Below are 23962 nucleotides of genomic sequence, written 5' to 3'. Positions count from 1 at the left end.
ATGCGCCCTTCTAAGCGCAAAAGCCTACGGACGGCGTCACAGCCCGATCTTCGTAAGCGTCTGCCCAGCCCGCCTGAAATTACGGCGTCTTTACCGGTGCTAGCAGATCCATCGGCGGCGTATCGCTCTGCCTCGAAGGCACGCGGCGGTACGTCTCGGCAGCCAGCGCCGGAGGCACGTTGTACTCCGTCCGCGCGTAAGCTTCAGCCTGCTGCGGGGGACGAACTTGCATTGTCCTTAACAGCGAGCCGGTCGCCGCCAGAAGGCGATATTCGGCAAAACGCGCCGCAAACCGGGCCGTACGGGCCAGGATCGCCGCATTGTAATGCGTGTTCTGGGCATCGAGCACGTCGAGCAGCGAACGCTGGCCGACATCGAGCTGCTCACGGTAAGAGCTGACCAGACCAGCGTTTTCGTTCGCCTGGGCGCTCAACGTCGCCGCCTGCTGCGTCTGGCGGGCGCGGCGGTCCCAGGAGATGCGTACGGCTTCCTCAACCTGACGGTGGCTCTGATGGAGCACGAGGCGGGCCTCGCTGGCGCGCCGGATCTGTTCCTGCTCGTCAGCGCTGTCGATGCCGCCGCGATAGAGATTCCATTTGGCGACGATACGCGCCGAATAGTCGTCCGTCCGGCCATCATCGCCGTCGATATCGGTACCCGTGCGGGCAGCGCCCTCGGCGAAGATTTCCGGCGCGTATTTGGAACGCGCACCCTTAACCATGGCCTCGGCGACATTGATGTCGGCCAAAGCCGCATGGATGCGCGGGTTGTTCTTGCGGCCGATCGCGATCGCCTCATCCAGCGTCCTCGGAATGGCATTGGCCACCGAGCCGGGCATCGACCAGCCGGTCAGTGGCTTGCCGACCAGAGTGTAGAAGCGGATTTTCGCGGCTTCGAGTTCTTCGGTCGCCTCGATCATGCGGGCGCGGGCGCCGAGCAGACGCTCTTCCACCTGCTGGCGGTCGGCATCGGTGAGCTTGCCGCCGGAAATCAGATCGCCGACATCCGAGCGCGTGCGCTCATGGAATTCGAGATTGCGGCGGGTCTCGGCGACGATTTCGGCCTGCAGCACCACTTCGAGATATTCGCGCACGACCTGGAGGCCGATGGTCTCGGACCGTTCGAGGACGCGGTAGGAAGCCGAATCGACACGGCTCGCCTGGCGGTTCTTCTCGGCGGAACGGGCGCCGCCGTCGAACAGCTTCTGCGTGACGGTAACGCCGACATCGCGCGGGTAGAGTTCGTCGTCGTCGGTGCCGGCCAGACGGCGGCCCTCATTGTCGAGGAGACGTACACCGGCGGAAGAGTTCAGATCGACGCTCGGCAGATAGAGGCCGCGCGCCTGACGCAGTTCAAATTCAATGGCTTCGCGATTTTCAACCGCCTGCCCGATTTCAGGATTGGCCTCAACGGTTACCCGGAGTGCCTCCTGCAGAGTCAGCGCGTGCGTAGGACTCGTCAGCGCTGTGCTCATGCTCAACGCCATAACGAAAGCGACCGCAGTCGCCGTGCCGCATCTCATAGTCCGCCCCTTGCCTCAAGGTCCCCGCTTCCTTGTTAGCAGAATGTTCCTAATTCAGCCCACATGAATCTAAATTGAGGCAAATGTGAATTGAATCTGTTGCGATTCTGCATCATCTACAGTTGCATTATGGAATTTGAATACAACCCCACATTGATTGGCCATCGGCCGTCTGTTCCACCGCGCGCGCCGTGAATTGCAGAGTTTTCGGAGCTCGCGCGGACATTTGGTCCGAGCGCCAAGGATTGAATTGCGCAAACGGGATTGCGCGTTTATACGGGCCATCCGCTGGTGACGGAGTGTAGCGCAGCCTGGTAGCGCACCTCGTTCGGGACGAGGGGGTCGTAGGTTCAAATCCTATCACTCCGACCAGTGTTAGCTGCATGTGAGCTCCGACCAGGGTGTTTACGCAAAGTGCAGTTCCCGGCCATGGCCGTGCAAAGCTTTTCGTAGAAGCTTCTGTTTCCATTCAAAAATCTTCTTTTCTGACAGAATCGTTGGCGCCCGTGAGAGCGGTCGGCGGCCCGGCGCTTGGAGGCGTGACCGATTGATGTCCGGCGGTACTTGCACGATGAATAGATCAATGCCCGACACGCTTCGTTTCGACCGCTCGCATCCCGGGCCTTACGGACTTTCGATCCCGCTCTCGCCTCTGGTGCGGCGGGTCGTCGCCAACAATTCGGGCCCCTTCACCTTCACTGGAACCGTGACGCATCTGATCGGCCGCGGCGAGGTCGCGGTGCTCGATCCTGGGCCGGACGACGGCGATCACATCGCAGCGCTGCTGGCGGCGACGGCGGGCGAGACCATCACCCATATTCTCGTGACGCACACCCATCGCGACCACACAGACGGCGTCGAGGCGCTGCGTGCGGTAACCGGGGCGCCCATCCTCGGCTGCGCACCGCATGAGAGCACCGCGTCAAATCCACTCGAAGCGAGCGTCAATACATCCTACCGGCCCGACCGTATTCTCCATGACGGAGATATCGTCCAAGGCCGCGGCTGGACACTCGAGACGGTGGCAACGCCCGGCCACACCGTAAATCATCTCGCCTTTGCACTGAGCGAAGAGACCTCGCTCTTTCCGGGCGATCATGTGATGGCCTGGTCGACGACGGTCGTTGCGCCGCCCGACGGCAATATGAAGGATTACAAAGCTTCGTTGCGGCGGCTCCTCGCGCGTGACGAAGACATCTATTACCCCGCGCACGGGCCTTCACTCGCGAATGCCAAAGCCTTCGTCGCCGCGCTCCTTGCGCATCGCCAAGCGCGCGAGGAACAGATCCTGTCGGCGCTCGCGCCAGGCGGCCGCACCGTCGAGGAGATCGTGATTGCGGTCTATCCGGATATTGCGCCGAACCTGCGCGGCGCGGCAGGTCTTTCGGCGCTCGCCCATCTCGAAGAGCTGAAAGCGCGCGGTGTGGTGTCGGTCAAGCCCGGCGCGGGCGATGCGGTCTATTTGCGGGTCTGAAACTTAGCGCGCTTGCGCCGCAAGTTCGGCGAGATAGGCGCGAATGCGCTGGGCATTGGTGCCGAGATCGCGATCGCCGCGCCGCGAGGCCGAGCGCATATCGACGCGCGCGCCCGTTCCGTCCGGGTTCACGGTGATCACGACATCGTCCGACATTTTCAAAATCAGCGAGGTCGCCACCGCCTCGATGCGGCGTGAGGTGTAGCCGGAATCGAGAACGCGCCAGCCGCGCGATTCGACGAGCTGCAAAGCGAGCGCATGCACTTCGTCCGGCGGCTGCGAGACACGCAGCGGCTGGATATCCGGATAGGCCGCCATCTGCGCGACAGCCGCGCTTTCGCCGGGATAGGCAAGCGGGTTTTCGCCGGGCTTACGCTCGGCGCCGACAAAGACAAAGGCCGGCGGATTTGCCGGATCGGTCGCGATATCGGCAAGCGCCGGCAATTCCCAGCCGCGCACGAGGAAATAGGCAGGCGCCGACAGGACGAGAATGCCGGCCAGAATGCCGGCGGTCGCAGCACCCGCACCGCGATTGCCGTGCACCCAGATGATGGCGAAGGCGGCGATGCCGAGAAGGATGGCGATGACGGCGAGCGCCATGCCCGAGCCGAGCGCGGCCACCGCCGCATTGAAGTCGATCTTGCCGGCGCGCTGCGCGACAACGGCCAGCCCCGCCACTGGGATCGCAAAAATGCCGAGCCGGCGCGACCAGACCGCGGCGGGGGTAAAGGGTTCATCCATCATGGCGGTGACGGGTTTGCGCCATTGCGCGGCAAGCTGCAAGGCGCGAGCGGGGTTGCGCCCACCTCTCCCCTTGTGGGAGAGGACGATGCGGAAAAGCGGAGATCGGGAACATGCGTGAAGTCGTTCTGCCGGGTGGCGAAAAAGTAGCGCAGCTCGGCCAGGGAACCTGGTTCATGGGCGAGCGGGCCGAGCGGCGCAAAGCCGAGGCCGACGCCATCCGTCTCGGGGTCGATCTCGGCATGACTCTCGTCGACACCGCCGAAATGTATGCCGATGGCGGTGCCGAGGCGATGCTGTCGGAGGCTCTGAAGGGCATCCGCGACAAGGTCTTCCTCGTCTCGAAGGTCTACCCGCACAATGCGAGCTTCAAGGGCGTGCGCGCCGCGGCCGAACGCAGCCTGAAACGCATGGATACCGAAGTCATCGATCTCTATCTCCTGCATTGGCGCGGCAGCGTACCGTTCGAAGAGACGGTGCGCGGCATGGAGGCCCTCAAGGCCGACGGCCTCATCCGCCATTGGGGCGTTTCCAATCTCGACACCGACGATATGGAAGAGCTGCTCGATGTGGAGGGCGGCGAAGCCTGTGCCGTCAACCAAATCCTCTACAATCCGACCCGCCGCGGACCGGAATTCGATCTCCTGCCCTTCCTGGCGAAAAACGAGATTCCGGCCATGGCCTATAGCCCGATCGAACAGGGCCGCCTTCCAACCTCGGGCCCGCTCGGCGACATTGCCAAGAAGCATGGCGTGGGCCCGTTCCAGATCGCTTTGGCCTGGGCCATGCGCAATCCCGGCGTCATCGCCATTCCCAAAGCCTCGAACCCGGACCATGTAAAGGCCAACCGCGCGGCGGCGGATGTCGTGCTCGACGCTTCCGATCTGGCCGCGATGGACAAGGCCTTCCCGCCGCCGACGCGCAAACGCGGCCTCGAAATGCTGTGAAAGAGTGTACGCACAGCGCTGAATAGATTGAGGTTTTAGTCCGTGACCGATGTCCTGGACGGAGATGTGGCGGAAGCGCCACTGTGTGGCGGCTGCGCCCTGCAGACCATTCCGCTCGACGAACAGCTCGCCGCCAAACGCGAGTCGGTTGCGGCCGCTCTGCGCAATGCCGGCGTCGAGGCTGAGGTCGCGCCGTGCATCGACGCACATGGCACTGGCCGCCGCAGGGCCACCTTCCATGCCCGCCGCGGCGAAGACGGCGTTCTGCGCGTCGGCTTTTCCGAAGCTCGCTCGCACCGGATTGTGGACCTTGCCGAACATGAATGCCCGATCCTCCTGCCCGCAGTGCAGGCGGCGGCGGAACCGGTACGGCTGCTCGCCAAACATCTTCTCGGTCTGAAGAAGCCGATCGATGCGGTGGTCACCTCAACCGAGACCGGACTCGACATCGATCTGCGCGGCGCCGGCAAGATTCCGGAAAAGCTGAGGCTCGGGCTTGTCGAGATCGCCGGACAGACAGGCCTTGCCCGCCTCGCCGTCCACGGCGACACCGTGGTCGAGATGCGCCCGCCCGTGGTGCGCTTCGGCCATGCCGAAGTCGTGCCGCCGCCGGGCGGCTTCCTGCAGGCGACGCAGGCCGGTGAGGAAGTCCTCGTGCGGCTCGTGCTCGAACATCTCGAAGGCGCAAAACAGGTCGGCGACCTCTTTGCGGGTTCGGGCACGTTCACTTTGCGCATCGCCGTCTTTGCCGAAGTCAAAGCCTATGAAAACAATCGTGACGCTTTGGCCTCTCTCGACCGCGCCTGGCGGGCCACCGCCGGATTGAAAAGGATCACGATCGAGGGCCGCGATCTGTTCCGCCGCCCGGTGACGACCGGCGAACTCAACGCCATGGATGCCGTCGTCTTCGATCCGCCGCGCGCCGGCGCCGAAGCGCAGGCCTGGGAGATCATGCGCTCGCGCGTCAACCGCGTCGTTGCGGTGTCCTGCAATCCCGGCACATTTGCCCGCGATCTGAAAATCCTGACCGAGGGCGGCTTCAAGCCCGGCATCGTCACGCCGGTCGATCAGTTCCGCCATTCGGCGCATGTCGAAGCGGTCGCGGTTCTGACGCGCTGAGAGCGAGATTTTAAGCTTTGAACCTCAGGGTTCGGGGCCATGTCTCGACCCATCGTCTCCTCCGATCAGCGCCGCGCCATCGTCGAGAAGCTGGCCGCCGAGCTTGGCCTTTTCCGCGACATACCTCCCGCCCGCGTCAAACTCATCATCATCGGCGCGCTGATGGCCTGGCTTTTCATTCTGAGCGGCGGCTGGGCGCTGAACCCGGGGGACGCGATCGACTATGGCGGTTCAGGTCCCGCCGGAGGCGTCATCATCGTCCTCAATCTCGGCGACGCACCGCTGCGCTTCGTGCTGAGGAGCATCGTCGCGCTCGCCAGTCTTGGCGGCGCTCTGTTCTTTCTGCGCCTCGCAACGCGCCCCTACATTCTCCGGATCAGCAGTGAAGGAATCGAAGTGCTGCAGATAAAGCGGCACTATCTGCGCTGGACGGAGATCGCCGGGCTGAAGAAGACGCGCAGCGCCTCGGTCGAACTCGACACCATGCCGACGACGTTCGGCAAGAAGAAGAATGTCCGGATTTACGGGCCGGCGATCAGAGGCGGAAAAAAGAAGCTGACGCGGTTCTTCACCGAGCTTTTCGAGACCGTCAAACCCAGCGTGCGTCAGCGCCGCTGAACAGCAGCGCCCGTCCCTGCTTGATGTCGCGCAGCGGCAGTTCTTTCTGCGACACGCCGACGATAAGACCGAGCAGAACGCGCGCGACGCCGCCATGCGTGACGGCAAGCGTCGGGCCCTTCAAATCCGCGAGCCACACAGCGATACGTGTTGAGAGCATCTCATAGCTTTCACCGCCCGGCGGGCAATAGGCCCATTTATCGGCCTCGCGCGCCGCGCTGCCCTGCGGATCGCGTTCCACCATCTCGCGCCAGGTGAAGCCTTCCCAGGCGCCGAAAGTGAGTTCCTTCAGCCGGTCGTCGAGCCGGAACGCGTCCGGGTCGAGGCCCATCGCGCCACGCATCAGCCGCATCGTGTCCTGCGCACGCGCAAGCGGGCTTGAGACGAAATCGAATGTCAGAATTTCGGGATGATCGCTCTTGAGGATCTGACCGACGGCGGCCGCCTGATCGCGGCCGCGGCCGTTGAGATCAATATCGCGCTGGCCCTGGAGACGCCCTTCGACATTCCAGTCGGTTTCGCCGTGCCGGACGATGCAGAGGGGATGCGCGAGTGACAAGGAGAGTTACGGCTCCTTGGCGACCGCGATGTCGGGCGCGTCGGGATGCTTCATGCCGACGATGTGGTAGCCGGCATCGATGTGATGCACTTCGCCGGTGACGCCGCGCGACAGGTCGGACAGGAAATAGAGCGCGCTGTCGCCGACTTCATCGATCGTGACTGTGCGGCGCAGCGGCGAGTTCAGCTCGTTCCATTTCAGAATGTAACGGAAATCGCCGATGCCCGATGCGGCGAGCGTCTTAATCGGACCGGCCGAGAGCGCATTGACGCGGATCGCCTTCTCGCCGAGATCGGCGGCGAGATAGCGGACGCTGGCTTCGAGCGCGGCTTTCGCAACGCCCATGACATTGTAATGCGGCATCCATTTCTCGGCGCCGTAATAGGTCAGCGTCAGAAGCGAGCCGCCATTGGTCATCAGCTTTTCGGCGCGCTGCGCGACAGCGGTAAATGAATAGCAGGAGATGTTGAGCGTCTTGTCGAAGTTCGCCGAGGTCGTATCGACATAGCGGCCGTCGAGTTCGTCCTTGTCGGAGAAGGCAACGGCGTGGACGACGAAATCGAGACGCCCCCATTCCTTCTCGATCTTGGCGAAGACGGCATCGAGGCTTGCGGTGTTGGTGACGTCGCATTCGCCGGCCAGCATCGCGCCGAGCTCAGCTGCCAGCGGCTCGACACGCTTTTTCAAGGCATCGCCCTGCCAGGTCAGCGCGAGTTCCGCGCCGTGATTGGCGGCGGCCTTGGCGATGCCCCAGGCGATAGAGCGATTATTGGCGACGCCGAGGATCAACCCCCGTTTGCCCGCCATCAAGCCTTTCGCATCGCTCATAATAACCCCTGACCTGAGAGAGCGGCGGTATGGCATGGCCCGATTGCCGCTTCAAGGCGAAGAGGCGAAGCCTCAACCCTTACGCGGGTCGTAAGGCGCGCCGTCCTTCATGCGCTTGGCGAGATTTTCGAGCTCGGCGTCCGGCCCTTCCGGCATGACAATGCGCGGCGAGACCAGAAGATCGCCCGGCACCGGCTTTGCCTGCACGCCTTTGCCTTTGAGGCGCAGCGCTCCCTTGCCCGTGGTCTTGGGCGGCAGCGTCAGCTCGACCGTGCCGTCGAGCGTCGGGACGCGGATCTTCGCTCCGAGCACCGCCTCATAGAAGGTGACCGGAATTTCGACGCGGATATTCTTGCCCTCGGCGCGGAATTGCGGATGCGAAGCGATGCGCACCGTGATCAGGACGTCGCCCGCCGGGCCGCCATAGGGGGACGCCGCGCCCTGCCCTTTGAGCCGGATGGTCTTGCCTTCCTCGATACCGGCCGGGATCGCGACATCGAGTTCCTTGCCATGCAGGAGATTGACGCGGACCTTGCCGCCCATCGCCCAATCGACGAAGGGCACGGTGACATCCGCTGCCAGATCCTGACCGGCGGGAGCCTGCTGCTGGCGCGGGCCGCCGCGGCCGCCCATGCCGCCGAACAGATCGAAAATATCTTCGGCCGAAAAACCGCCGCCGGCTCCGTCGCCGGCGCCCCAGGTGAAGGTCTTGTGCGACCGGCCGGTGCCGAAACCGGGGCCGCCCTGGCCCTGCCCGCCAAAGCCCTCGAATCCGCGAAAGCGCGGCTTGCCCTCGGCGTCGATCTCGCCGCGGTCGAACTGGCCCCGCTTCTGGGCATCGGACAAAAGATCGTAAGCCGAGGAGATCTCAGCGAACTTCTCCTTGGCCTTGGGGTCTTTGCTTTTGTCGGGATGGTGCGTCTTGGCGAGTTTGCGGAAAGCCTTCTTGATCTCGGCTTCGCTGGCCCCCCGGGGCACACTCAAGACATCATATGGATCGCGCATGCGCGTAGTTTGTCCCTCAACACCTGGGTTCGGTAAAGGCTTGGCCGGGATGTAGGTTTTTGTTGCTGAAATGCAACAGACGGATCAGAGAGCCGTCTTGGTCGTCTCGGAAATATCCCACTGACCTTCGGGGGTCCGGCAGGCGCGGCCGGACAGCTGAACTTCCTTGCCGTGCTCGCTGCGGGTGGCAACGAAATCGCGGCAGGTGCGGCCATCGGCCTGCACGGCGGCCGCGGCAGGAGCGAAATTGCCCCGCGCCCCGGTTTCCGGGTTGGCCCACGGTACCGGCGGGCCGGTCTCGTTGGAGGTCAGGGCCAGACCGAGCGCCCCACGGGCATAGTTCCAGTCGGCGGCGCTGAGCGGGATATTGGAGGGAGCAACGGAGGTGTTGCTCACCGTAGCAAGCTGCGGGCTGCCGGCAGCGGCGCGGCCGGTGGCGGCGCTGCCCGTGGCCGTCACATCCGGCTTGTCATCGCTGCCCATGAGCGAGCCCATCGGCATGCTGCAGGCGCAGAGAGGAATCGATAGGAGGCTCAGCGCGGCAAGGCGCGCGGCAGCGGGACGGCGAAAACGCGATAGGCTATACATCAACTCCGAAGCCCCTTGGCCCTCTCCGGCAAAGCGTAACATGCACGAAGTTTATTCAAATGGAACCCCGGAAATCTTAATGAAGAATGACTTCACCAACGCTGGAGACCCATTTTCGCTGTTTGAACTGTGGTTTACCGAGGCCAGAGAGAAAGAGCCCAACGATCCCAATGCGATGGCGCTTGCGACGGCAGATGCCAATCTGTTGCCCAATGTCCGCATCGTTCTGCTGAAGGCCGCCGACTCCAATGGCTTTGTCTTCTACACCAACTCAGAAAGCCAGAAAGGCGGCGAGCTTGAGGCAAACCCGCAAGCTGCGCTCGTTTTTCACTGGAAGAGCCTGAACCGGCAGGTCAGGGTTCGCGGCACGGTCGAGCGCACCGGCGCTGCCGACTCGGATGCCTATTTCGCCTCGCGCCCGCGCGACAGCCAGATCGCCGCCTGGGCCTCGCAGCAATCGCGCGCGCTCTTCACGCGCGCAGAATTCGACGCCGCCATCGCCGCCACCGAAAAGAAATATGACGGCAAGACCGTGCCGCGCCCGCCGCATTGGGGCGGCTATCGCGTCGTGCCGCTGTCGATCGAGTTCTGGCACGACCGCCCATTCCGCAAACATGACCGCATCGTCTTCAGCCGTCCCAATCCGGATACGGCCTGGACGAAGACGCGGCTTTATCCATAGAGGTTTTTAGTTTGGCCGAACGCCGCACGCTTCTTCTTACCGGCGCCTCGCGCGGCATCGGCCATGCGACGGTGAAACGATTCTCAGCCGCGGGATGGCGCGTCATTACCGCCTCGCGTCACGCCTTCCCCGAAAACTGCCCCTGGGCGGCGGGGCCCGAAGACCATCTGCAGGTCGATTTGTCGGATCTTGCAAACACGAAGTCAGCCATCGCCGAAGTCCGCAAACGTCTCGACGGCGGGCAATTGCACGCCCTCGTCAACAATGCGGCGATTTCACCGAAGGGTGAAGGCGGCGCGCGCCTCGGCACGATCGAAACACCGGTCGAAGACTGGCTGCATGTGTTTCAGGTCAACTTTTTCGCACCCATCGTTCTGGCGCGCGGATTGCTCACCGAGCTGAAGGCCGGCAATGGCGCGATCGTCAATGTGTCGTCGATCGCCGGTTCGCGCGTGCATCCTTTTGCCGGCGCGGCTTACGCGACGTCGAAAGCGGCGCTCGCATCCCTCACCCGCGAAATGGCATCGGATTTCGGCGCGCACGGCATTCGCGTCAATTCCATCGCGCCGGGCGAGATCGACACATCCATCCTGTCGCCGGGAACGGAAAAGATCGTCGAGCAGATTCCGCTGCAGCGGCTCGGCCGCCCCGAAGAAGTGGCGAGCGCGATCTACTTCTTGTGTTCGGAACAATCGACCTATGTGAACGGCGCCGAGCTGCACATAAACGGCGGCCAGCACGTCTGAGGTCACGCGACCTGTTTGGTCGCCTTTTTCTCGTCGCCGCCGAGATGCGGTGCAAGAAGCCCGATCGGCTGCGGCTTGCCGATGAGATAGCCCTGGATTTCCGCGCAATCGAGTTCGGCCAGGAAGGCCTGCTGCGCCTGGGTTTCCACGCCTTCGGCGGTAACCGGCACGTCGAGGCCGCGGCCGAGGCCGACAATGGCGCGGATGATCGCTTCCGAATGCTTGTTCTCGTGCAGCGCGGCGATGAACGACCGGTCGATCTTGATGCGGTCAAACGGAAACGCCTGCAAATAAGCGAGCGAAGAATAGCCGGTGCCGAAATCGTCCATGGCGACGAGGACGCCGAGCCCCTTCAGCTGTTTCAGAATATCGAGTGCACGCGATATGTCGTCGATCAGAACGCTCTCGGTGATCTCAAGCTCGAGCCGTTCCGGATCGAGGCCCGTCTCGCGCAGCACCTGGCGCACGGTTTCGACAAGATCGCCGTGCTGGAACTGAACCGGTGACAGATTGACCGAAATCGCCAGAGGCTTCGCCCAGCTAGCGGCTTCCTTGCAGGCTGTGCGAAGGACGAATTCGCCGAGTTCGACAATGAAGCCGTTCTCTTCCGCCTCGGGCACAAAATCGCTTGGCGAAATGAGGCCGCGCTTGGGATGCTCCCAGCGCACAAGGGCCTCGAAACCCGAAATGACGCCGGTCAGGGTTTCGGCCTGCGGCTGATAGTAGAGACAGAACTCATCGCGCTTCAGCGCATCGCGCATATCCATCTGCAGCTGGCGGCGGGCGCGCAGCTGCAAATCCATTTCCGGCTCGAAGAAGCGGTAGCTGCCGCGCAGTTCTTCCTTGGCGCGCGAGAGCGCGGCATCGGCATTCGGATGCAAGCTCGTCACGGTTTCGCCGTCACGCGGATAAAGCGCAATGCCGATGGAGGCCGCGGTGCTCAACGTCGTTCCCTCGACATCGATATCGCGCGCCAGGCTATCGAGCAGACGCCGCGCCAGATGTTCGGCGCCTTCCGGCTGCGCAACGCCTGACTGAACGACCAGAAATTCGTCGCCGCCGACACGGGCAAGGATTTCTCCGGCGCGCAGTTCGCCGCCTATCGTGGACGCAACCGAGCGCAGAAGATTGTCGCCCGCCTGATGGCCAAAAATATCGTTGATCTGTTTGAAGCGGTCGAGATTGACCGCCAGAAGCGCGACCTGCCCGCCTACCCGCTCGGCCTCTTCAAGACGCGCGCGCAGAGCGTCGTTGAGAAAAGCGCGGTTCGGCAGACCCGTGAGCGGGTCGTGATAGGTCATGTAATGAAGGCGGCGTTCCGCTTCGGCGCGGCCCGCGGCCATATACTGATCGCACACCACACAGACGAGAACGATCGCAAAGACAAAGCAGGCGACAACGGCCGCGGCCGCTGCAAAGATCGCATTGGGCACCGGGCTCGGCACGAAGTGAGCCGCAGGATCGGCGACGACGGACAGCGCATCTGTTCCGGTAAAATGCAGCGTCAGCGCGCCGGCAACGAGAGCGACCGAGCCGGACAAAAGCCCGCGATCGTTCGGCAGGCCGCGGATGGCCAGAAAAGCCAGAACGCTGAAGCCGAAGGCATAGACCAGCGGCATCACCAGAGCGGTCGCATCCCAGGCAAAATGGCCGGCGATCTGCAGCGAGGACAGACTGAGGAAATCGGCCGTCGCAAATCCATATCCGAGCAGCGCGCCCGCAAGGATCGGCGCCCAAGCCTCGCGGCGCGTAAAGACCGCAAAGGCAAGCCCTGTCATGACAATGGCAGCCGCAAGCGACATCAGCGCGGGAAGAATAGCGTAGGAAACCGCAACGCCCGGATTGAAGGCGAAGGTCGCGATGAGGAAGGTCGCCCAGATAGCGACACCGCCGACAAGGGCGGCCGCCGCCGTCCAGATGTGACGGCGCGAACCGGTTGAGGAAAGTGCAAACTGCAACACGCGCGTTGCGGCGATTGCGCCGAACACACAAAGACTTGTCGCCAGAAGGACAAGTCTGTGATCGTGGCCTGAGGTCACGGCTGCTGTTAGCTGCTCGTGCATGGTCGTTTCCCCTGGATCACCACCATAAAGGGTGAAGGATGCTGGAAGGTGAATCCGCTGCCCAAAAGGCGGTCAAAGTGAACGCGGCGTTAAAGCCGTGTCCGGACAGGCTAGAGCCAGCGGTTCAGGCGGAAAACGAGATAAGGGACGACGGCGGAGACCAGCATCGCGATAAGCGCCGCCGGATAGGCCCAGGGTTTGGCGAGTTCGGGCATGTGCTCGAAATTCATGCCGTAGATCGACGCGATCAGCATTGGCGGCATCAGGATGACGGACACGACAGAGAACAGCTTCACAAGATCGTTCTGTTCGATCGTCACCATGCCGACCGTGGCGTCGAGCAGAAACGTGACCTTGTCGTTGAGATAGGATGTGTGCTCGCGCAGCGAATTGAGGTCGCGCCGCATGACGTTCAGCGCTTCGAGCGAGCCCGAGCACACTTTCAGGCCATCGAATTCGCCGAGGAGATAGCCGACGACGCGCGTCAGCGAGACGAGACTCTCACGCGCCATAGACGCAAGATCGCCCTGCGCGCCGATCTCGCGCATGATCTCCATGAAATCCTTCTTGGCGCGGATCGGACCTTTGTGCCGGCCGAACACACGCTGCGAGACGATATCGACGTCCATACCGACATGTTCGATGATATCGGCCGTGCGGTCGATCACAGCTTCGAGCAGTCCCATCAGAACGGCTTCGCCGGTTTCCGGGGGCTTTGCGATCGAACAGACGCGCTGGATGTAGAGCTTCAGCACACGCGGCTCGGTATGGCGCACTGTGATGAGGCGGTTGCCGGCAAGAATGAAGCTGACGTTCACAAGGCCGGGACGGCCGCTATCGGCGCCGGCCATCACCGAGGCTGTCATGTAACGCGCGCCGTTCTCGACATAGAGACGGCTCGAACTTTCGATCTCGCGCATCTCTTCAACGGTCGGGATCAGAATGCCGATGAACTGCTCGACGGCTTTGTCTTCTTCAACGGTCGGATCGAGAAGATCGAGCCATACCGCTTCCTGCGGTATGGGTTCGCCGGACTGCCATACTTTGTTGTCGAGCGGTCCGGAAGTCGGCGTGTAGATCGTCAGCATGCTTTTAGGATCACGCCGGATCGAGCGGCGTCGATCCGACAGGCTTGCCGGACGCATCCGTCGTGATTTTCTCGACGCGCGCCTCAGCCGCCTTCAAAAGCCGATCGCAATGTTCCTTGAGTTTGACGCCACGCTCATAGAGCGAGATCGATTTTTCGAGCGGGACGTCACCACGCTCCAGCGCTTTGACGCTCTCTTCGAGCTCGGCCAGCGCCTGCTCGAAGGGCAATTTCGCGATATCGGTTTCCGCCACGTTCAGCCTTTCATCAGTTCGCCGACATGGGCGCCAACCGAATCCGCAAGCCCCTGCAGATCGTAGCCGCCTTCCAAGACAGAGACGAGACGTCCCTCGCAGTTCTTCTCGGCCGATTTCATCAGCGCCCGCGTCACCCAGGCGAAATCCTCCGCCGTCATGCGCAAGGAGCCGAGCGGATCGCGCTCATGGGCGTCAAAGCCGGCGGAGACGATGATCAGTTCAGGCTTGAACGTGTCGAGCGCCGGCAGGATTTTGCCCTCGAACGCGGCGCGCAGCTTGTCGCCGCCATCGCCCGGCGCCAGAGGCGCGTTGAAAATATTGCCGACGCCGGTTTCGCGCGCCGCGCCCGTGCCCGGATAAAGCGGCATCTGATGGGTCGAGGCGTAGAGCACGCTCGGATCGGAATAAAAGATTTCCTGGGTGCCATTGCCGTGATGGACGTCGAAATCGACGATCGCAACGCGCTTCAGCCCGTGCTTCTTCTGCGCATGGCGCGCACCGATGCCGATATTGTTGAACAGGCAAAAGCCCATCGCCCGCTCGCTCTCGGCATGATGACCGGGCGGGCGGCAGGCGACGAAGGCATTCTGCACTTCGCCGTCGAGAACCTTGTCGACCGCCTGAAGGGTGCCGCCGACACCGCGCAGCACGACCTCCCAGGTCGAAGGCTCCATCATCGTGTCGCCGTCGAGATAGACATAGCCCTCATTCGGGCGCGCATCCTGCAGCGCATCGACATAGCGGTCGGTGTGGACGTAACGGGTGGTGTCGAGATCGGCCATTTCGGCCTTCTCGCGCACAAGCCCGTCGAATTCCTGCTGGCCCAGAACCGCCTCGACCGCGCGGTAGCGATCCGGCCTCTCCGGATGGCCGGCCGAGGTCTTGTGATTGGCAAAGGTCGGGTGGTGCAGAAGAAGTGTGGCCAAGGGCTTGAGCCTCATTTCGGGATAGGGATTGGGCCGGAGGGAACACTGCCCCGCCGCGGAAGGCAAGACTTTCTCCTATCCCTTATGTTGGCGAGTTTCCCTTCATCTCAAGTGCGTGTAGGCAGACATTGTGACCGCCCCCGAAAAAGCCCCGTCCGTGACCAAAATCCTGCCGCCGACTTCGGAAGCCCTCGGCCAGGCCTCCTGGGCTTTGGCCTCAGGCGAACTCGTCGCCTTCCCGACCGAGACCGTCTACGGGCTCGGCGCCGATGCGCGCAACGGTGTCGCCGTCGCCAAGATCTTCGCCGCCAAAGGCCGGCCGAGTTTCAATCCGCTGATCGCCCACACCGTCTCGCTCGAAGATGCGCGGAAAATCGGCGCGTTCGATGCGCGCGCAGAAAAGCTCGGCGCGGCATTCTGGCCCGGCCCGCTGACGCTCGTCGTGCCCTCCACGCAAGATTGCCCGGTGCATGAGCTGGCGCGCGCCGGCCTTCCGACCGTTGCGATCCGCGTGCCGTCCCATCCCGTCGCGCAAAAACTGCTCGACGAATTCGGCGCGCCGGTCGTCGCCCCCTCCGCCAACGCGTCCGGCCGCGTCTCGCCGACCTCGGCCGAACATGTCGCACACGATCTCGCCGGCAAAGTCGCGATCATCATCAATGATGGCCGCACCGAGATCGGCGTCGAATCGACCGTCATCGCCTGCCTGCCGGGCGAGCCGGTGCGCCTCCTGCGTCCCGGCGGCCTTGCGCGCGAGGACATCGAACGCGCGCTCGGCGAAAAACTCGCAGAAGCCACCGAGGCCGTGCAGGCACCGGGCATGCTCGCCCAGCATTACGCGCCGAACGCTCTTGTGCGCCTCAACGCCGAAGACGTCGCTTCGAACGAGGCCTTTCTCGGCTTCGGCGCAACAGAGCCTTTGGGCGGGCGCGGCATCGCCCACCTCAACCTGTCGCCCTCGGGCGATCTTTCGGAGGCCGCCGCAAATCTCTTCGCCTATCTTCGCGAGCTCGATGCGCTCGGGCCTTCCGCGATTGCCGTGGCGCCGGTCCCCGAACACGGGCTCGGCGAGGCGATCAATGACCGGCTGAAGCGCGCGGCGGCGCGCTAGCCCTCACCGCACCGGCTGGCCTAAGATCGCTCCGTTATGTCCTGGCACACCTACCTCCTCTTTGTCGGCGCGAGCTTTCTTCTCAGCATCTCGCCCGGCCCCGATATGATCTATCTCCTCAGCCGCTGCGTGGCGCAGGGGCCGCGCGCCGGCGTTGCCGCCTCGCTCGGCATCAATCTCGGCTGCTATGTACATCTTCTCGCCGCCATCACCGGTCTCTCCGCCATCCTGATGACCTCGGCGCTGGCCTTCACCATCGTCAAATGGGCGGGCGCGGCCTATCTCATCTATCTCGGCATCAGCGCCCTGCTCGACCGCTCGAATGTCCAGCTCACCTCATCGAAACTGCGCGGCCGTTCCACGCGCGCGATCTTCCTGCAGGGTTTCATAAGTGACGTTTTGAACCCGAAAGTCGCTGTCTTCTTCCTCGCGCTCTTGCCGCAATTCGTCGATCAGCAGGCCGGAAACGTTATCGGCCAGCTTCTGATCCTTGGCCTGACCGTCAATTGCATCGGCCTTGCCGTCAATCTTGCGATGGTCGCTTTGTCCGGACGAATCTCTGCGAAATTGCGCGAAGATGAGCTGATGGCGGCGCGGCTGCGCAAACTGATGGGCGTGATGTTTATCGGCCTTGGCGCCAAACTCGCCGCGGAGCGCGCCTGATGGCCGCTCCCGATTTCATCGCCCGCCTTGCCGCCATCTGCGGAAAGGAGAATGTCGCATCCGGCATCGATCTGTCGGAACGGCGCGGCCTGTTCCATGGAAACGCGGCGGCTTTCGTGAAGCCCGGCTCGACGGAAGAGGTGTCCGCCGTCGTCCGCCTCGCCGCGGACCTGAAGATGCCCATCGTGCCATATGGCGGCAATACCGGGCTTGTCGGCGGCCAGACGCCGGAAGGGCTCGACAACGCCATTGTGATTTCGCTCGCGCGTATGGACAAAGTCCGGGCGCTCGATCCGGACGGCAACACGCTCATCATCGATGCCGGGGCGACGCTCGCCACAGCGCGCAGAGCCGCCGAAAGCGTCGACCGTCTTTTCCCCTTGAGCCTTGCTTCCGAAGAAAGCTGCACGATCGGCGGCAATCTTGCGACCAATGCCGGCGGCCTTGCCGTGCTAGCCTATGGCTCGGCGCGCGATCTTGTGCTCGGACTTGAAGTCGTGCTGGCCGACGGGCGAATCTGGAATGGACTGCGCACGCTGCGCAAAGACAATACCGGCTACGATCTCAAACACGTCTTCACCGGTTCGGAAGGCACGCTCGGCATCATCACCGCCGCCGCCTTGAAACTCTTCGCGCGCCCGCGCTCGGTTGCGACCGTGCTGGCCGGCGTGCCCTCGCCGGATTCGGCTCTGGCGCTGTTTCGCCGTGCGCGCACGGAAGCGGGGCCGGATGTCACCGCAGCCGAACTCATCCCGTGTTTCGGCATTGGACTTGCCGCAAAGAAACTCGGCGTGCCGCTGCCGCTGAAAGCGCAGCACGATTGGTATGTGCTGCTCGAACTCTCGTCGGTGTCCGCAAGCGGGCTCGATGATATTCTGTTCCGTATCGTCAACGGCGCGCGCGTCGACGGCGATATCGCCGACAGCGTGACGGCAGGTTCTCCCGAGGCGCGCGAGAAACTCTGGGCCTATCGCGAAATCATGTCCGATGCGCAGGGGCTTGCCGGCGCCTCGATCAAGCACGATGTCGCCGTGCCGGTGAAAGATGTTCCGGCCTTTATCCGCGCCGCGACGAAGGCTGCGCTCGCAGCGGTGCCCGGCTGCCGCCCCTGCCCGTTCGGCCATCTCGGCGACGGCAATATCCATTTCAACGTCACGCAGCCGGAAAGTATGGACGCGGAAAGTTTCATCGCCCGCTGGGATGCGATGAACGCTGCGGTGCATGAGGTGGTGAAAAGCTTCAATGGCTCGATTGCCGCCGAACACGGTATTGGAAGGCTCAAACGCGATCTTCTGCCCGGCATCAAAAGCGAAACCGAGCTCGATCTGATGCGCGCATTGAAGACGGCGCTCGATCCGGACAACCAACTCAATCCTGGCGTGTTGCTGCATAAGCGTTAACCCTGCAGCAAGCGGCCTCATTCATGTTGAGCCAGTCGCGGTTACCTGCCCAAGAAGACTGACAAAATGAGTGTTGCGCCCGTCGCAGTTCCTGACACACAGGCCCGTCTGGCCGAGCTGCGCGATGAGTTCGTGGGCGCGAACATCAACCCCTATACCGGCCTTTCGACCGATTACCTGAACCATTTCAATGAGATGGTGATGATGATGGAGCTTTATCCGTCATCGCCCGATCTCAAGCAGGATATCCTCGACTGGAAGGTCCTTTCCTATCCGGACCATTTCGAAGCGACCGGCTTCCGCGCCAAGGCGCTGGCCATTGAGGGCTATGCGCTGGCGCGAACGGCCGTGAAAAAGCAGCTCGACGTCATCGTTGCCGAGATCGAGACCGTGCTTCTCGTCGGCCAGGATGCTGTGGAAGCCGAAAAGGAACCTGGCGAGGCCGATATTGCGCTCACCGAGGCGACCGAAGCGGCGGAAATGCTGATCGCTCGGGCCAGCGCCCTCATCAACGGCCTGTCGCATCCCGAAGAGGTTTCGGCCGACGACGCCCAGGCGGCCGTCGACGCCTTGTTCGACAACTGATCCAGGTCTATCTCGGTGCGATGAAAAATCGTCCCGAAGTCGGCGTATCCACCGCGGTGTTCCGCGATGGACGCGTACTCCTCGCCCAGCGCGCCGTCGGATCGCTTCAGGGACTATGGTCGCTGCCGGGCGGACGGGTCGAATTCGGCGAGAAGCTTGCGGAAGCTGCTTTGCGCGAACTCGAAGAGGAAGTGCAGGTCACCGCCGAGATCGTCGATTTTGCCGGCATTGTCGAAGTCATGCCGCGCGAGGGCCCGCAATTTCATTTTATCGTCGTCGCCTTTGCCGGCCGCTGGATCTCGGGCGAACCGCAGACCGGGCCGGAAGCCTCAGCGGTCGTGTGGGCCGATCCCAAGACGCTTGACGGCCTGCCCGTGACCGACGATCTCCACCGCATCGTCGCAGAAGCTGCCGCCCTCGTTCTTCCGGAAAGCATGACCGCATGATCGCGCGGATCGTTCTTTGTCTCGTACTGATCTTTTCGGTCGTTGCGGTGGAAAGCGCGCAAGCGCAATCGCCGTTCGATTTCTTCCGCCGCCAGCAGCAGCAGAAAAAACAGCAACAGAGAAAACCGCCCGCCGCACAGACCGCGCCCGGAGCCCCGGGCACGACAGCTCCGGGCGCAACTCAGCCCGGAACGCTCGGCCTCGATCCGTCGGCCAATGAAAGCAGCGTGCCCACGGGTCCTGCCGCCGCCGGCACCGGCGCGCCGATGAAGGCGGCGCCCGCCGCGGCGAACACGCCGCCTCCGCCTTATGAAAAAGATCTGCGCCGCATCAGCGAAATTCTCGGCGCGCTGCATTATCTGCGCCCGCTCTGCGGCGCCGATGACGGCGCGGCCTGGCGCGACAAGATGCGGGCGCTGATCGATGCCGAAGGCGGCCCGGCCGATCGCCGCGAACGCCTCGCCGGCGCCTTCAACGAAGGCTATAACGGCTTTCAGCTCACCTACCGCACCTGCACGCCCTCGGCCGATCTTGCGGTGCGCCGCTATCTGGCCGAAGGCGCCAAGCTGACCCGCGAAATCGCCACAAGACACGGCAATTGAGCGGTCGAATTAACCTTCCTTAAAAGAACGTGAAGCGCGGGCCGAACTGCGCTGCTAGGTTGCTCATCCAACAACGGGCGGCACATGGGGTGTGTGCCGCGGGGATGATCATGGCCGCTTCTCAGTTTCCGCCGAATGTCGTCGATCGCGAAAAGCACTCGAACGAGCGCTTCGCAGCTCTCACTTATCTCGAAGAAGCCTGGGAAGGCGCTCTTCTCGACGGGCTGCCGACGGAATGCGTGGCGCAAGCCGCCCTGTTCCGCGCCTTTGCCGAACTCGTGCAGAGCTTCGGCGAGGAAGCCGTAGCCTCCTTTGCGGAAGGCCTGCCCGACCGTCTGCGCCGCGGCGAGTTCACGCTCGCAATGGCAACGCAGTAATCTTCAGAAAATATTGAGTGCGACGTCGGCGAGCAGAAGCCCGCCGAACACCATCAGCGCGACGCCCGCGATGATGTTGATGCTGCGCAGCCACGGCACGGTGATGCGGTGGCGGAAGCGCGCGACGGTGCTCGCCAGCAAAAACCACCAGACAATGCCGCCGGTCAGAACGCCGAGCGTCAATTCGAACGCCGATTTGTAATTGTCGGGCGCCCGGCCGATCTCGTCGAGGCCGGAAAACACCGCGGCAAAACCGAGCAGCAGCGCCGGGTTGGTGACGCACATCACAAAGCTCGACACCGCCGCGCCGAACATCGAAGGGCGCACATCCTCTTCCACGCCCTCTTCCGGATGCGGCGTGCGCGGCACGACGGACAGGCCGAAGCCGATCAGGAGAAGCCCGCCGACAATCTTGATCAGCGTGAGATGGCCGGTGATGAGGTCGGATGCCGACGTGATGCCGAAGGCGGCGATCGCCGCATAAAGCGTATCCCCGGCCACCGCCCCGAGCCCGGCGATGAAGGCCGACATGAAGCCGTGCCTGACCCCCCGATGGATGACCATGATGTTGATCGGCCCCATCGGGGCGGCCATGGCGAAACCGATACCAAAGCCAATCGCCAGCAATGCCCAATCGAGCATTCAATCTCTCCGCAGGGCCAAACGAGGCAAGAAGGGGCAGGCAGAAGGACGCGGGGGCGCCCAAGGGGTGATAATTGGAAGCAGGCTCAAGGGGCAAGCTCGCGCTTCCCCTGATAACAGGCTAGGCTGCATTCCGGTTCTGCCGCTCGGGAAAACTTCGATGCGCATGATTGCAGGTCTGACGGCCCTTCTGATCGCGTTGGCACCACATGTGGCAGCGGCGGCGGAAAGCCAGCTTCCCGCGAAAGGCCCGTCCGCGCCGCCGACAGAGGCGCCCGCCGGCGGCGCAACCGCGCCGGTCGAAAAGCCCGACGTCATGTACGATCCGGGCCTCCTGCCCGATCCGGTGCGCGCCATGCGCGACAAGATTCTCGAAGCCGCTCTTTCGGGCGATCTCGACAAGCTGAAGATCGTTATCCAGACCAACGAAATGCCTCCCGCCTTTTCCTTCGGAGAAGGCGAGAACGATCCGATTGCGGCCATGAAGGAACAGTCGAACGATGGCGAAGGCCGCGAGGTCATGGCCATTCTCGCCGAAGTTCTGGAAGCCGGTTATGTGCATGTCGATAAGGGCACGCCGCAGGAAATGTATGTGTGGCCGTATTTCGCTCAGTACCCGATCAACGATTTGACGCCGGCCCAGACAATCGAACTGTTCAAGATCGTGACAAGTTTTGAATACAATGAGATGAAGGAATTCGGCGCCTACAACTTTTATCGCGTCGGCATCGCGCCCGATGGCGTCTGGCATTTCTTCGTCGCCGGCGATTAGACAAGCACCAATAGCCTCACGGGCTTGTGCGCTCTGGCCGGTTTACGGCTCTCCTGCATTCTGCGAACATGACCTGGAAATTGGGGGCCGAGTTGGCTGATTCCACGGGCACTCTAAATTCCGCGACCCTTCAGGCGGAACTCGAAGAATTGCGGTCGCAGCTCGCTGCGCGCGAGGAAGAGTTGCGTCAGGCGGAGCTGTTGATGCGCGAGGTCAATCATCGCGTTGCCAATTCGCTGCAGCTCGCCTCCTCCATTCTCCGCATGCAGGCGCATCAGGAACTCGATGCCCATACGCGCGACCAGCTTGAAAAGGCCGGGCTGCGCATCGGCTCGATCCAGCACGTGCATAACCGGCTCTATCGGTCCGGCGATATGCGGACGATCGAGTTCTCTCAATATCTGCGCGATCTCTGCAACGATCTGTCGGACTCGGTGCTTCAGGACGAAAGCCCGAAGGCCTTCAATCTCACCGCCGACTGTGACCGGATGCGCGTTGAGACCGACATTGCCTCAAAGCTCGGCCTGGTCGTCAACGAGTTCGTCACCAACGCGTTCAAGCACGGTCATCGCGATAACGAGGATTGCGCGGTGCGCGTCTCGGCGCATCTTGCGGAAGGTGTCCTGACGATCGAAGTCGCCGATGACGGGCCCGGCCTGCCGAAGGATTTCGACATCGGCCGCATTAAAGGTCTCGGCATGCGCCTTGTGCGCTTTGTCTCCAGCAGCCTTGGCGGCGAGAGCGGCGCGCGCAACGGCGCAAAGGGCGCCGTCTTCTTCGTGACGATCCCCCTGCCCGATCACGCCGAGCGGGTCTAGACGCTCAGCTCGGCCAGAGCCGGTTCGAAGGCTTGTCCGGGGCATGCTCCCGCGGCAGCGTTTCCAGAAACTCGATCGGCTTTCCGGTCGCGGGGCCGACGAGCTCTCCGTTCCACATCACTCTCTTGCCGCGCAGCACGGTGCCCACCGGCCAGCCCTGAACCGGCACGCCGTCATAGGGAGTCCATTTGGACCGCGAGGCGATCCAGGAATTCTTGATGGTCACGCGGCGCTTGAGATCGACGACCGTGATGTCGGCATCGAAGCCGACGGCAAGACGGCCCTTGCGCGAGATGTTGAAGATGCGCGCCGGGCCGGCGCTGGTGAGATCCACAAGCCGCTCGAGAGACAGCCGCCCCTGAGCAACGTGAGTGAGCATGATCGGCACGAGCGTCTGCACGCCCGTCATGCCGGACGGCGAGTCCGGATAGGGCTTTGCTTTTTCCTCAAGCGTGTGCGGCGCGTGATCCGAGCCGAGCACATCGACAACGCCCTGATGCAGGCCCCACCAGATGCCGTCGCGATGTTCGACCGAACGCACCGGCGGATTCATCTGCAGCTTCGTGCCGAGCGTCGCATAAAGGCTGTCGTCGAGCGTCAGATGATGCGGCGTCGTCTCGACCGTCGCGACATCCTTATGCGCGGCGAGGAACTTCATTTCGTCGGCGGTGGAGATGTGCAGCACATGGATGCGTGCGCCCGTCTCATGGGCGATGTGCACGAGGCGCTCGGTGCATTTCATCGCCGCTTCCACATCGCGCCACACCGGATGGCTCGACGGATCGCCCGGCACACGCAGATGCTTGCGCTCGTTGAGCCGGGGCTCGTCCTCGGAATGGAAGCTTGCGCGGCGGCGGATGACTTTCAGAATATTGCGCACGCCCGAATCGTCGTCGACGAGGAGCGAACCGGTCGACGAGCCCATGAACACCTTCACACCGGCGCAGCCCGGCAGGCGCTCGAACTCGGGAAGATCCGAGACATTCTCATGCGTGCCGCCGATGAAGAAGGCGTGGTCGCAATGCATGCGCTTGGCGCGCTCGAGCTTGTCGGCCAGAGCCTCGGCGGTGATCGTCAGCGGATTGGTGTTCGGCATCTCGAACACGCCCGTGACGCCGCCCATGACGGCGGCAAGCGAGCCCGATTCGAGATCTTCCTTGTGCGTCGGCCCCGGCTCGCGGAAATGCACCTGGGTGTCGATGACGCCGGGCAGAAGATGAAGGCCGCGGCAGTTGACGATCTCTCCCGCCGAGGCACGCGCCAGGTTTCCGATGAAAGCGATCCGGCCATTGCGGACGCCTATATCCGCCCTGCGAATCCCGTCCTGATTGGCGATGATGCCGCCGCGGAAAATGCTGTCGAAGGTCTCGGCCATTTCAATCCT

The 23962-nt window shown here is 63.0% G+C and carries 27 protein-coding genes and 1 tRNA gene; 16 read left to right on the top strand and 12 right to left on the bottom strand.

The annotated features are described in order from the left end of the window. Positions 1 to 79 precede the first annotated feature (79 nt). On the bottom strand, positions 80 to 1474 hold the full coding sequence (locus IZ6_RS04845; RefSeq protein ID WP_225874006.1) for a TolC family outer membrane protein: 1395 nt from the start codon (positions 1472 to 1474) through the stop codon (positions 80 to 82). 343 nt (positions 1475 to 1817) lie between these two features. On the opposite strand from IZ6_RS04845, the gene IZ6_RS04840 reads away from it, so the two are divergent. Both IZ6_RS04840 and IZ6_RS04835 read left to right on the top strand, forming a co-directional pair. Then, positions 1818 to 1894: transfer RNA gene (locus IZ6_RS04840), tRNA-Pro, on the top strand. A 211-nt stretch (positions 1895 to 2105) separates the two neighbouring features. Continuing rightward, on the top strand, positions 2106 to 2996 hold the full coding sequence (locus tag IZ6_RS04835; RefSeq protein WP_222876877.1) for an MBL fold metallo-hydrolase: 891 nt from the start codon (positions 2106 to 2108) through the stop codon (positions 2994 to 2996). Positions 2997 to 2999: 3 nt separating this feature from the next. Here IZ6_RS04835 and IZ6_RS04830 read toward each other — a convergent pair whose 3' ends face one another. Next, positions 3000 to 3779, bottom strand: a complete 780-nt coding sequence (locus IZ6_RS04830) for a DUF1499 domain-containing protein (protein WP_222876876.1) — start codon at positions 3777 to 3779, stop codon at positions 3000 to 3002. Positions 3780 to 3850: 71 nt separating this feature from the next. Here IZ6_RS04830 and IZ6_RS04825 point away from each other — a divergent pair, with 71 nt between their 5' ends. The 3 genes from IZ6_RS04825 to IZ6_RS04815 are packed head-to-tail and all read left to right on the top strand — an operon-like array spanning position 3851 to position 6421. Further along, complete coding sequence (locus tag IZ6_RS04825; RefSeq protein ID WP_222876875.1) at positions 3851 to 4684, top strand: aldo/keto reductase; 834 nt, start codon at positions 3851 to 3853, stop codon at positions 4682 to 4684. A 42-nt stretch (positions 4685 to 4726) separates the two neighbouring features. Continuing rightward, positions 4727 to 5803, top strand: a complete 1077-nt coding sequence (locus tag IZ6_RS04820) for a class I SAM-dependent RNA methyltransferase (RefSeq protein WP_222876874.1) — start codon at positions 4727 to 4729, stop codon at positions 5801 to 5803. A 39-nt stretch (positions 5804 to 5842) separates the two neighbouring features. Next, positions 5843 to 6421: a hypothetical protein gene (locus IZ6_RS04815; protein ID WP_222876873.1), complete on the top strand. Its 579-nt coding sequence runs from the start codon at positions 5843 to 5845 to the stop codon at positions 6419 to 6421. Here the strand turns inward: IZ6_RS04815 and IZ6_RS04810 are convergent. The 4 genes from IZ6_RS04810 to IZ6_RS04795 form a co-directional block, all read right to left on the bottom strand. After that, a complete protein-coding gene (locus IZ6_RS04810; RefSeq protein WP_222876872.1) occupies positions 6393 to 6980 on the bottom strand; it encodes a histidine phosphatase family protein in 588 nt (195 codons plus the stop codon). The genes IZ6_RS04815 and IZ6_RS04810 overlap by 29 nt on opposite strands. 6 nt (positions 6981 to 6986) lie before the next feature. Continuing rightward, positions 6987 to 7808: an enoyl-ACP reductase FabI gene (gene fabI, locus IZ6_RS04805; RefSeq protein WP_222876871.1), complete on the bottom strand. Its 822-nt coding sequence runs from the start codon at positions 7806 to 7808 to the stop codon at positions 6987 to 6989. 72 nt (positions 7809 to 7880) lie between these two features. Continuing rightward, positions 7881 to 8813, bottom strand: a complete 933-nt coding sequence (locus tag IZ6_RS04800; RefSeq protein WP_222876870.1) for a DnaJ C-terminal domain-containing protein — start codon at positions 8811 to 8813, stop codon at positions 7881 to 7883. Positions 8814 to 8897: 84 nt separating this feature from the next. Beyond that, positions 8898 to 9401 carry an RT0821/Lpp0805 family surface protein gene (locus IZ6_RS04795; protein ID WP_225874047.1) on the bottom strand — a complete coding sequence of 168 codons (504 nt, stop codon included), beginning with the start codon at positions 9399 to 9401 and terminating at the stop codon, positions 8898 to 8900. Between the two features lie 40 nt (positions 9402 to 9441). Between IZ6_RS04795 and pdxH the strand changes: the two genes are divergently transcribed. Continuing rightward, positions 9442 to 10083: a pyridoxamine 5'-phosphate oxidase gene (gene pdxH / locus IZ6_RS04790; RefSeq protein WP_222876868.1), complete on the top strand. Its 642-nt coding sequence runs from the start codon at positions 9442 to 9444 to the stop codon at positions 10081 to 10083. A gap of 11 nt (positions 10084 to 10094) precedes the next feature. Then, complete coding sequence (locus tag IZ6_RS04785; RefSeq protein WP_225874005.1) at positions 10095 to 10829, top strand: SDR family NAD(P)-dependent oxidoreductase; 735 nt, start codon at positions 10095 to 10097, stop codon at positions 10827 to 10829. A 2-nt stretch (positions 10830 to 10831) separates the two neighbouring features. Here the strand turns inward: IZ6_RS04785 and IZ6_RS04780 are convergent, their stop codons facing one another. The 4 genes from IZ6_RS04780 to IZ6_RS04765 all read right to left on the bottom strand — a co-directional run bounded on the left by IZ6_RS04780 (position 10832) and on the right by IZ6_RS04765 (position 15162). Further along, positions 10832 to 12892, bottom strand: coding sequence for a putative bifunctional diguanylate cyclase/phosphodiesterase (locus tag IZ6_RS04780; protein ID WP_222876867.1), 2061 nt, complete (start codon positions 12890 to 12892; stop codon positions 10832 to 10834). A 110-nt stretch (positions 12893 to 13002) separates the two neighbouring features. After that, the gene (locus tag IZ6_RS04775; protein WP_222876866.1) at positions 13003 to 13980 is read right to left on the bottom strand and encodes a magnesium transporter CorA family protein; all 978 of its coding nucleotides are present in this window, start codon (positions 13978 to 13980) and stop codon (positions 13003 to 13005) included. A gap of 10 nt (positions 13981 to 13990) precedes the next feature. After that, positions 13991 to 14239 (bottom strand): exodeoxyribonuclease VII small subunit, encoded by a 249-nt coding sequence (locus IZ6_RS04770; protein ID WP_222877544.1) that lies wholly within the window; start codon positions 14237 to 14239, stop codon positions 13991 to 13993. Continuing rightward, positions 14236 to 15162: a histone deacetylase family protein gene (locus IZ6_RS04765; protein ID WP_222876865.1), complete on the bottom strand. Its 927-nt coding sequence runs from the start codon at positions 15160 to 15162 to the stop codon at positions 14236 to 14238. Before IZ6_RS04765 ends, IZ6_RS04770 begins: the two co-directional genes overlap by 4 nt. Positions 15163 to 15292: 130 nt before the next feature. Between IZ6_RS04765 and IZ6_RS04760 the strand changes: the two genes are divergently transcribed. The 7 genes from IZ6_RS04760 to IZ6_RS04730 all read left to right on the top strand — a co-directional run bounded on the left by IZ6_RS04760 (position 15293) and on the right by IZ6_RS04730 (position 20346). After that, positions 15293 to 16273 carry an L-threonylcarbamoyladenylate synthase gene (locus tag IZ6_RS04760; protein WP_222876864.1) on the top strand — a complete coding sequence of 327 codons (981 nt, stop codon included), beginning with the start codon at positions 15293 to 15295 and terminating at the stop codon, positions 16271 to 16273. A 36-nt stretch (positions 16274 to 16309) separates the two neighbouring features. Further along, positions 16310 to 16936, top strand: a complete 627-nt coding sequence (locus IZ6_RS04755) for a LysE family translocator (protein ID WP_222876863.1) — start codon at positions 16310 to 16312, stop codon at positions 16934 to 16936. Further along, a complete protein-coding gene (locus IZ6_RS04750) occupies positions 16936 to 18336 on the top strand; it encodes an FAD-binding oxidoreductase (RefSeq protein WP_222876862.1) in 1401 nt (466 codons plus the stop codon). Before IZ6_RS04755 ends, IZ6_RS04750 begins: the two co-directional genes overlap by 1 nt. A gap of 66 nt (positions 18337 to 18402) precedes the next feature. Continuing rightward, complete coding sequence (locus tag IZ6_RS04745) at positions 18403 to 18921, top strand: hypothetical protein (protein WP_222876861.1); 519 nt, start codon at positions 18403 to 18405, stop codon at positions 18919 to 18921. A 20-nt stretch (positions 18922 to 18941) separates the two neighbouring features. Next, positions 18942 to 19367, top strand: coding sequence for an NUDIX hydrolase (locus IZ6_RS04740; RefSeq protein WP_222876860.1), 426 nt, complete (start codon positions 18942 to 18944; stop codon positions 19365 to 19367). Next, the gene (locus IZ6_RS15920) at positions 19364 to 19969 is read left to right on the top strand and encodes a TIGR02301 family protein (RefSeq protein WP_225874003.1); all 606 of its coding nucleotides are present in this window, start codon (positions 19364 to 19366) and stop codon (positions 19967 to 19969) included. The genes IZ6_RS04740 and IZ6_RS15920 overlap by 4 nt, the downstream gene beginning before the upstream one ends. Before the next feature lie 110 nt (positions 19970 to 20079). Next, a complete protein-coding gene (locus IZ6_RS04730) occupies positions 20080 to 20346 on the top strand; it encodes a hypothetical protein (RefSeq protein ID WP_222876859.1) in 267 nt (88 codons plus the stop codon). Between the two features lie 3 nt (positions 20347 to 20349). Here IZ6_RS04730 and IZ6_RS04725 read toward each other — a convergent pair whose 3' ends face one another. Then, positions 20350 to 20988, bottom strand: a complete 639-nt coding sequence (locus IZ6_RS04725; RefSeq protein WP_222876858.1) for a LysE family translocator — start codon at positions 20986 to 20988, stop codon at positions 20350 to 20352. A gap of 160 nt (positions 20989 to 21148) precedes the next feature. Between IZ6_RS04725 and IZ6_RS04720 the strand changes: the two genes are divergently transcribed. Next, the gene (locus IZ6_RS04720) at positions 21149 to 21760 is read left to right on the top strand and encodes a hypothetical protein (protein ID WP_222876857.1); all 612 of its coding nucleotides are present in this window, start codon (positions 21149 to 21151) and stop codon (positions 21758 to 21760) included. A gap of 92 nt (positions 21761 to 21852) precedes the next feature. Next, complete coding sequence (locus IZ6_RS04715) at positions 21853 to 22578, top strand: sensor histidine kinase (RefSeq protein WP_222876856.1); 726 nt, start codon at positions 21853 to 21855, stop codon at positions 22576 to 22578. A gap of 4 nt (positions 22579 to 22582) precedes the next feature. On the opposite strand, the gene IZ6_RS04710 is transcribed toward IZ6_RS04715, so the two are convergent. After that, the gene (locus tag IZ6_RS04710; protein ID WP_222876855.1) at positions 22583 to 23953 is read right to left on the bottom strand and encodes a dihydroorotase; all 1371 of its coding nucleotides are present in this window, start codon (positions 23951 to 23953) and stop codon (positions 22583 to 22585) included. Between the last annotated feature and the right edge of the window lie 9 nt (positions 23954 to 23962).

It is taken from the genome of Terrihabitans soli (genome assembly GCF_014191545.1).
In the GTDB taxonomy this organism is placed as follows: Bacteria; Pseudomonadota; Alphaproteobacteria; order Rhizobiales; family Methylopilaceae; genus Flaviflagellibacter; species Flaviflagellibacter soli.
The sequence above is the reverse complement of the archived record's forward strand: the minus strand, read 5'-3'. Positions and strand labels throughout refer to the sequence as shown.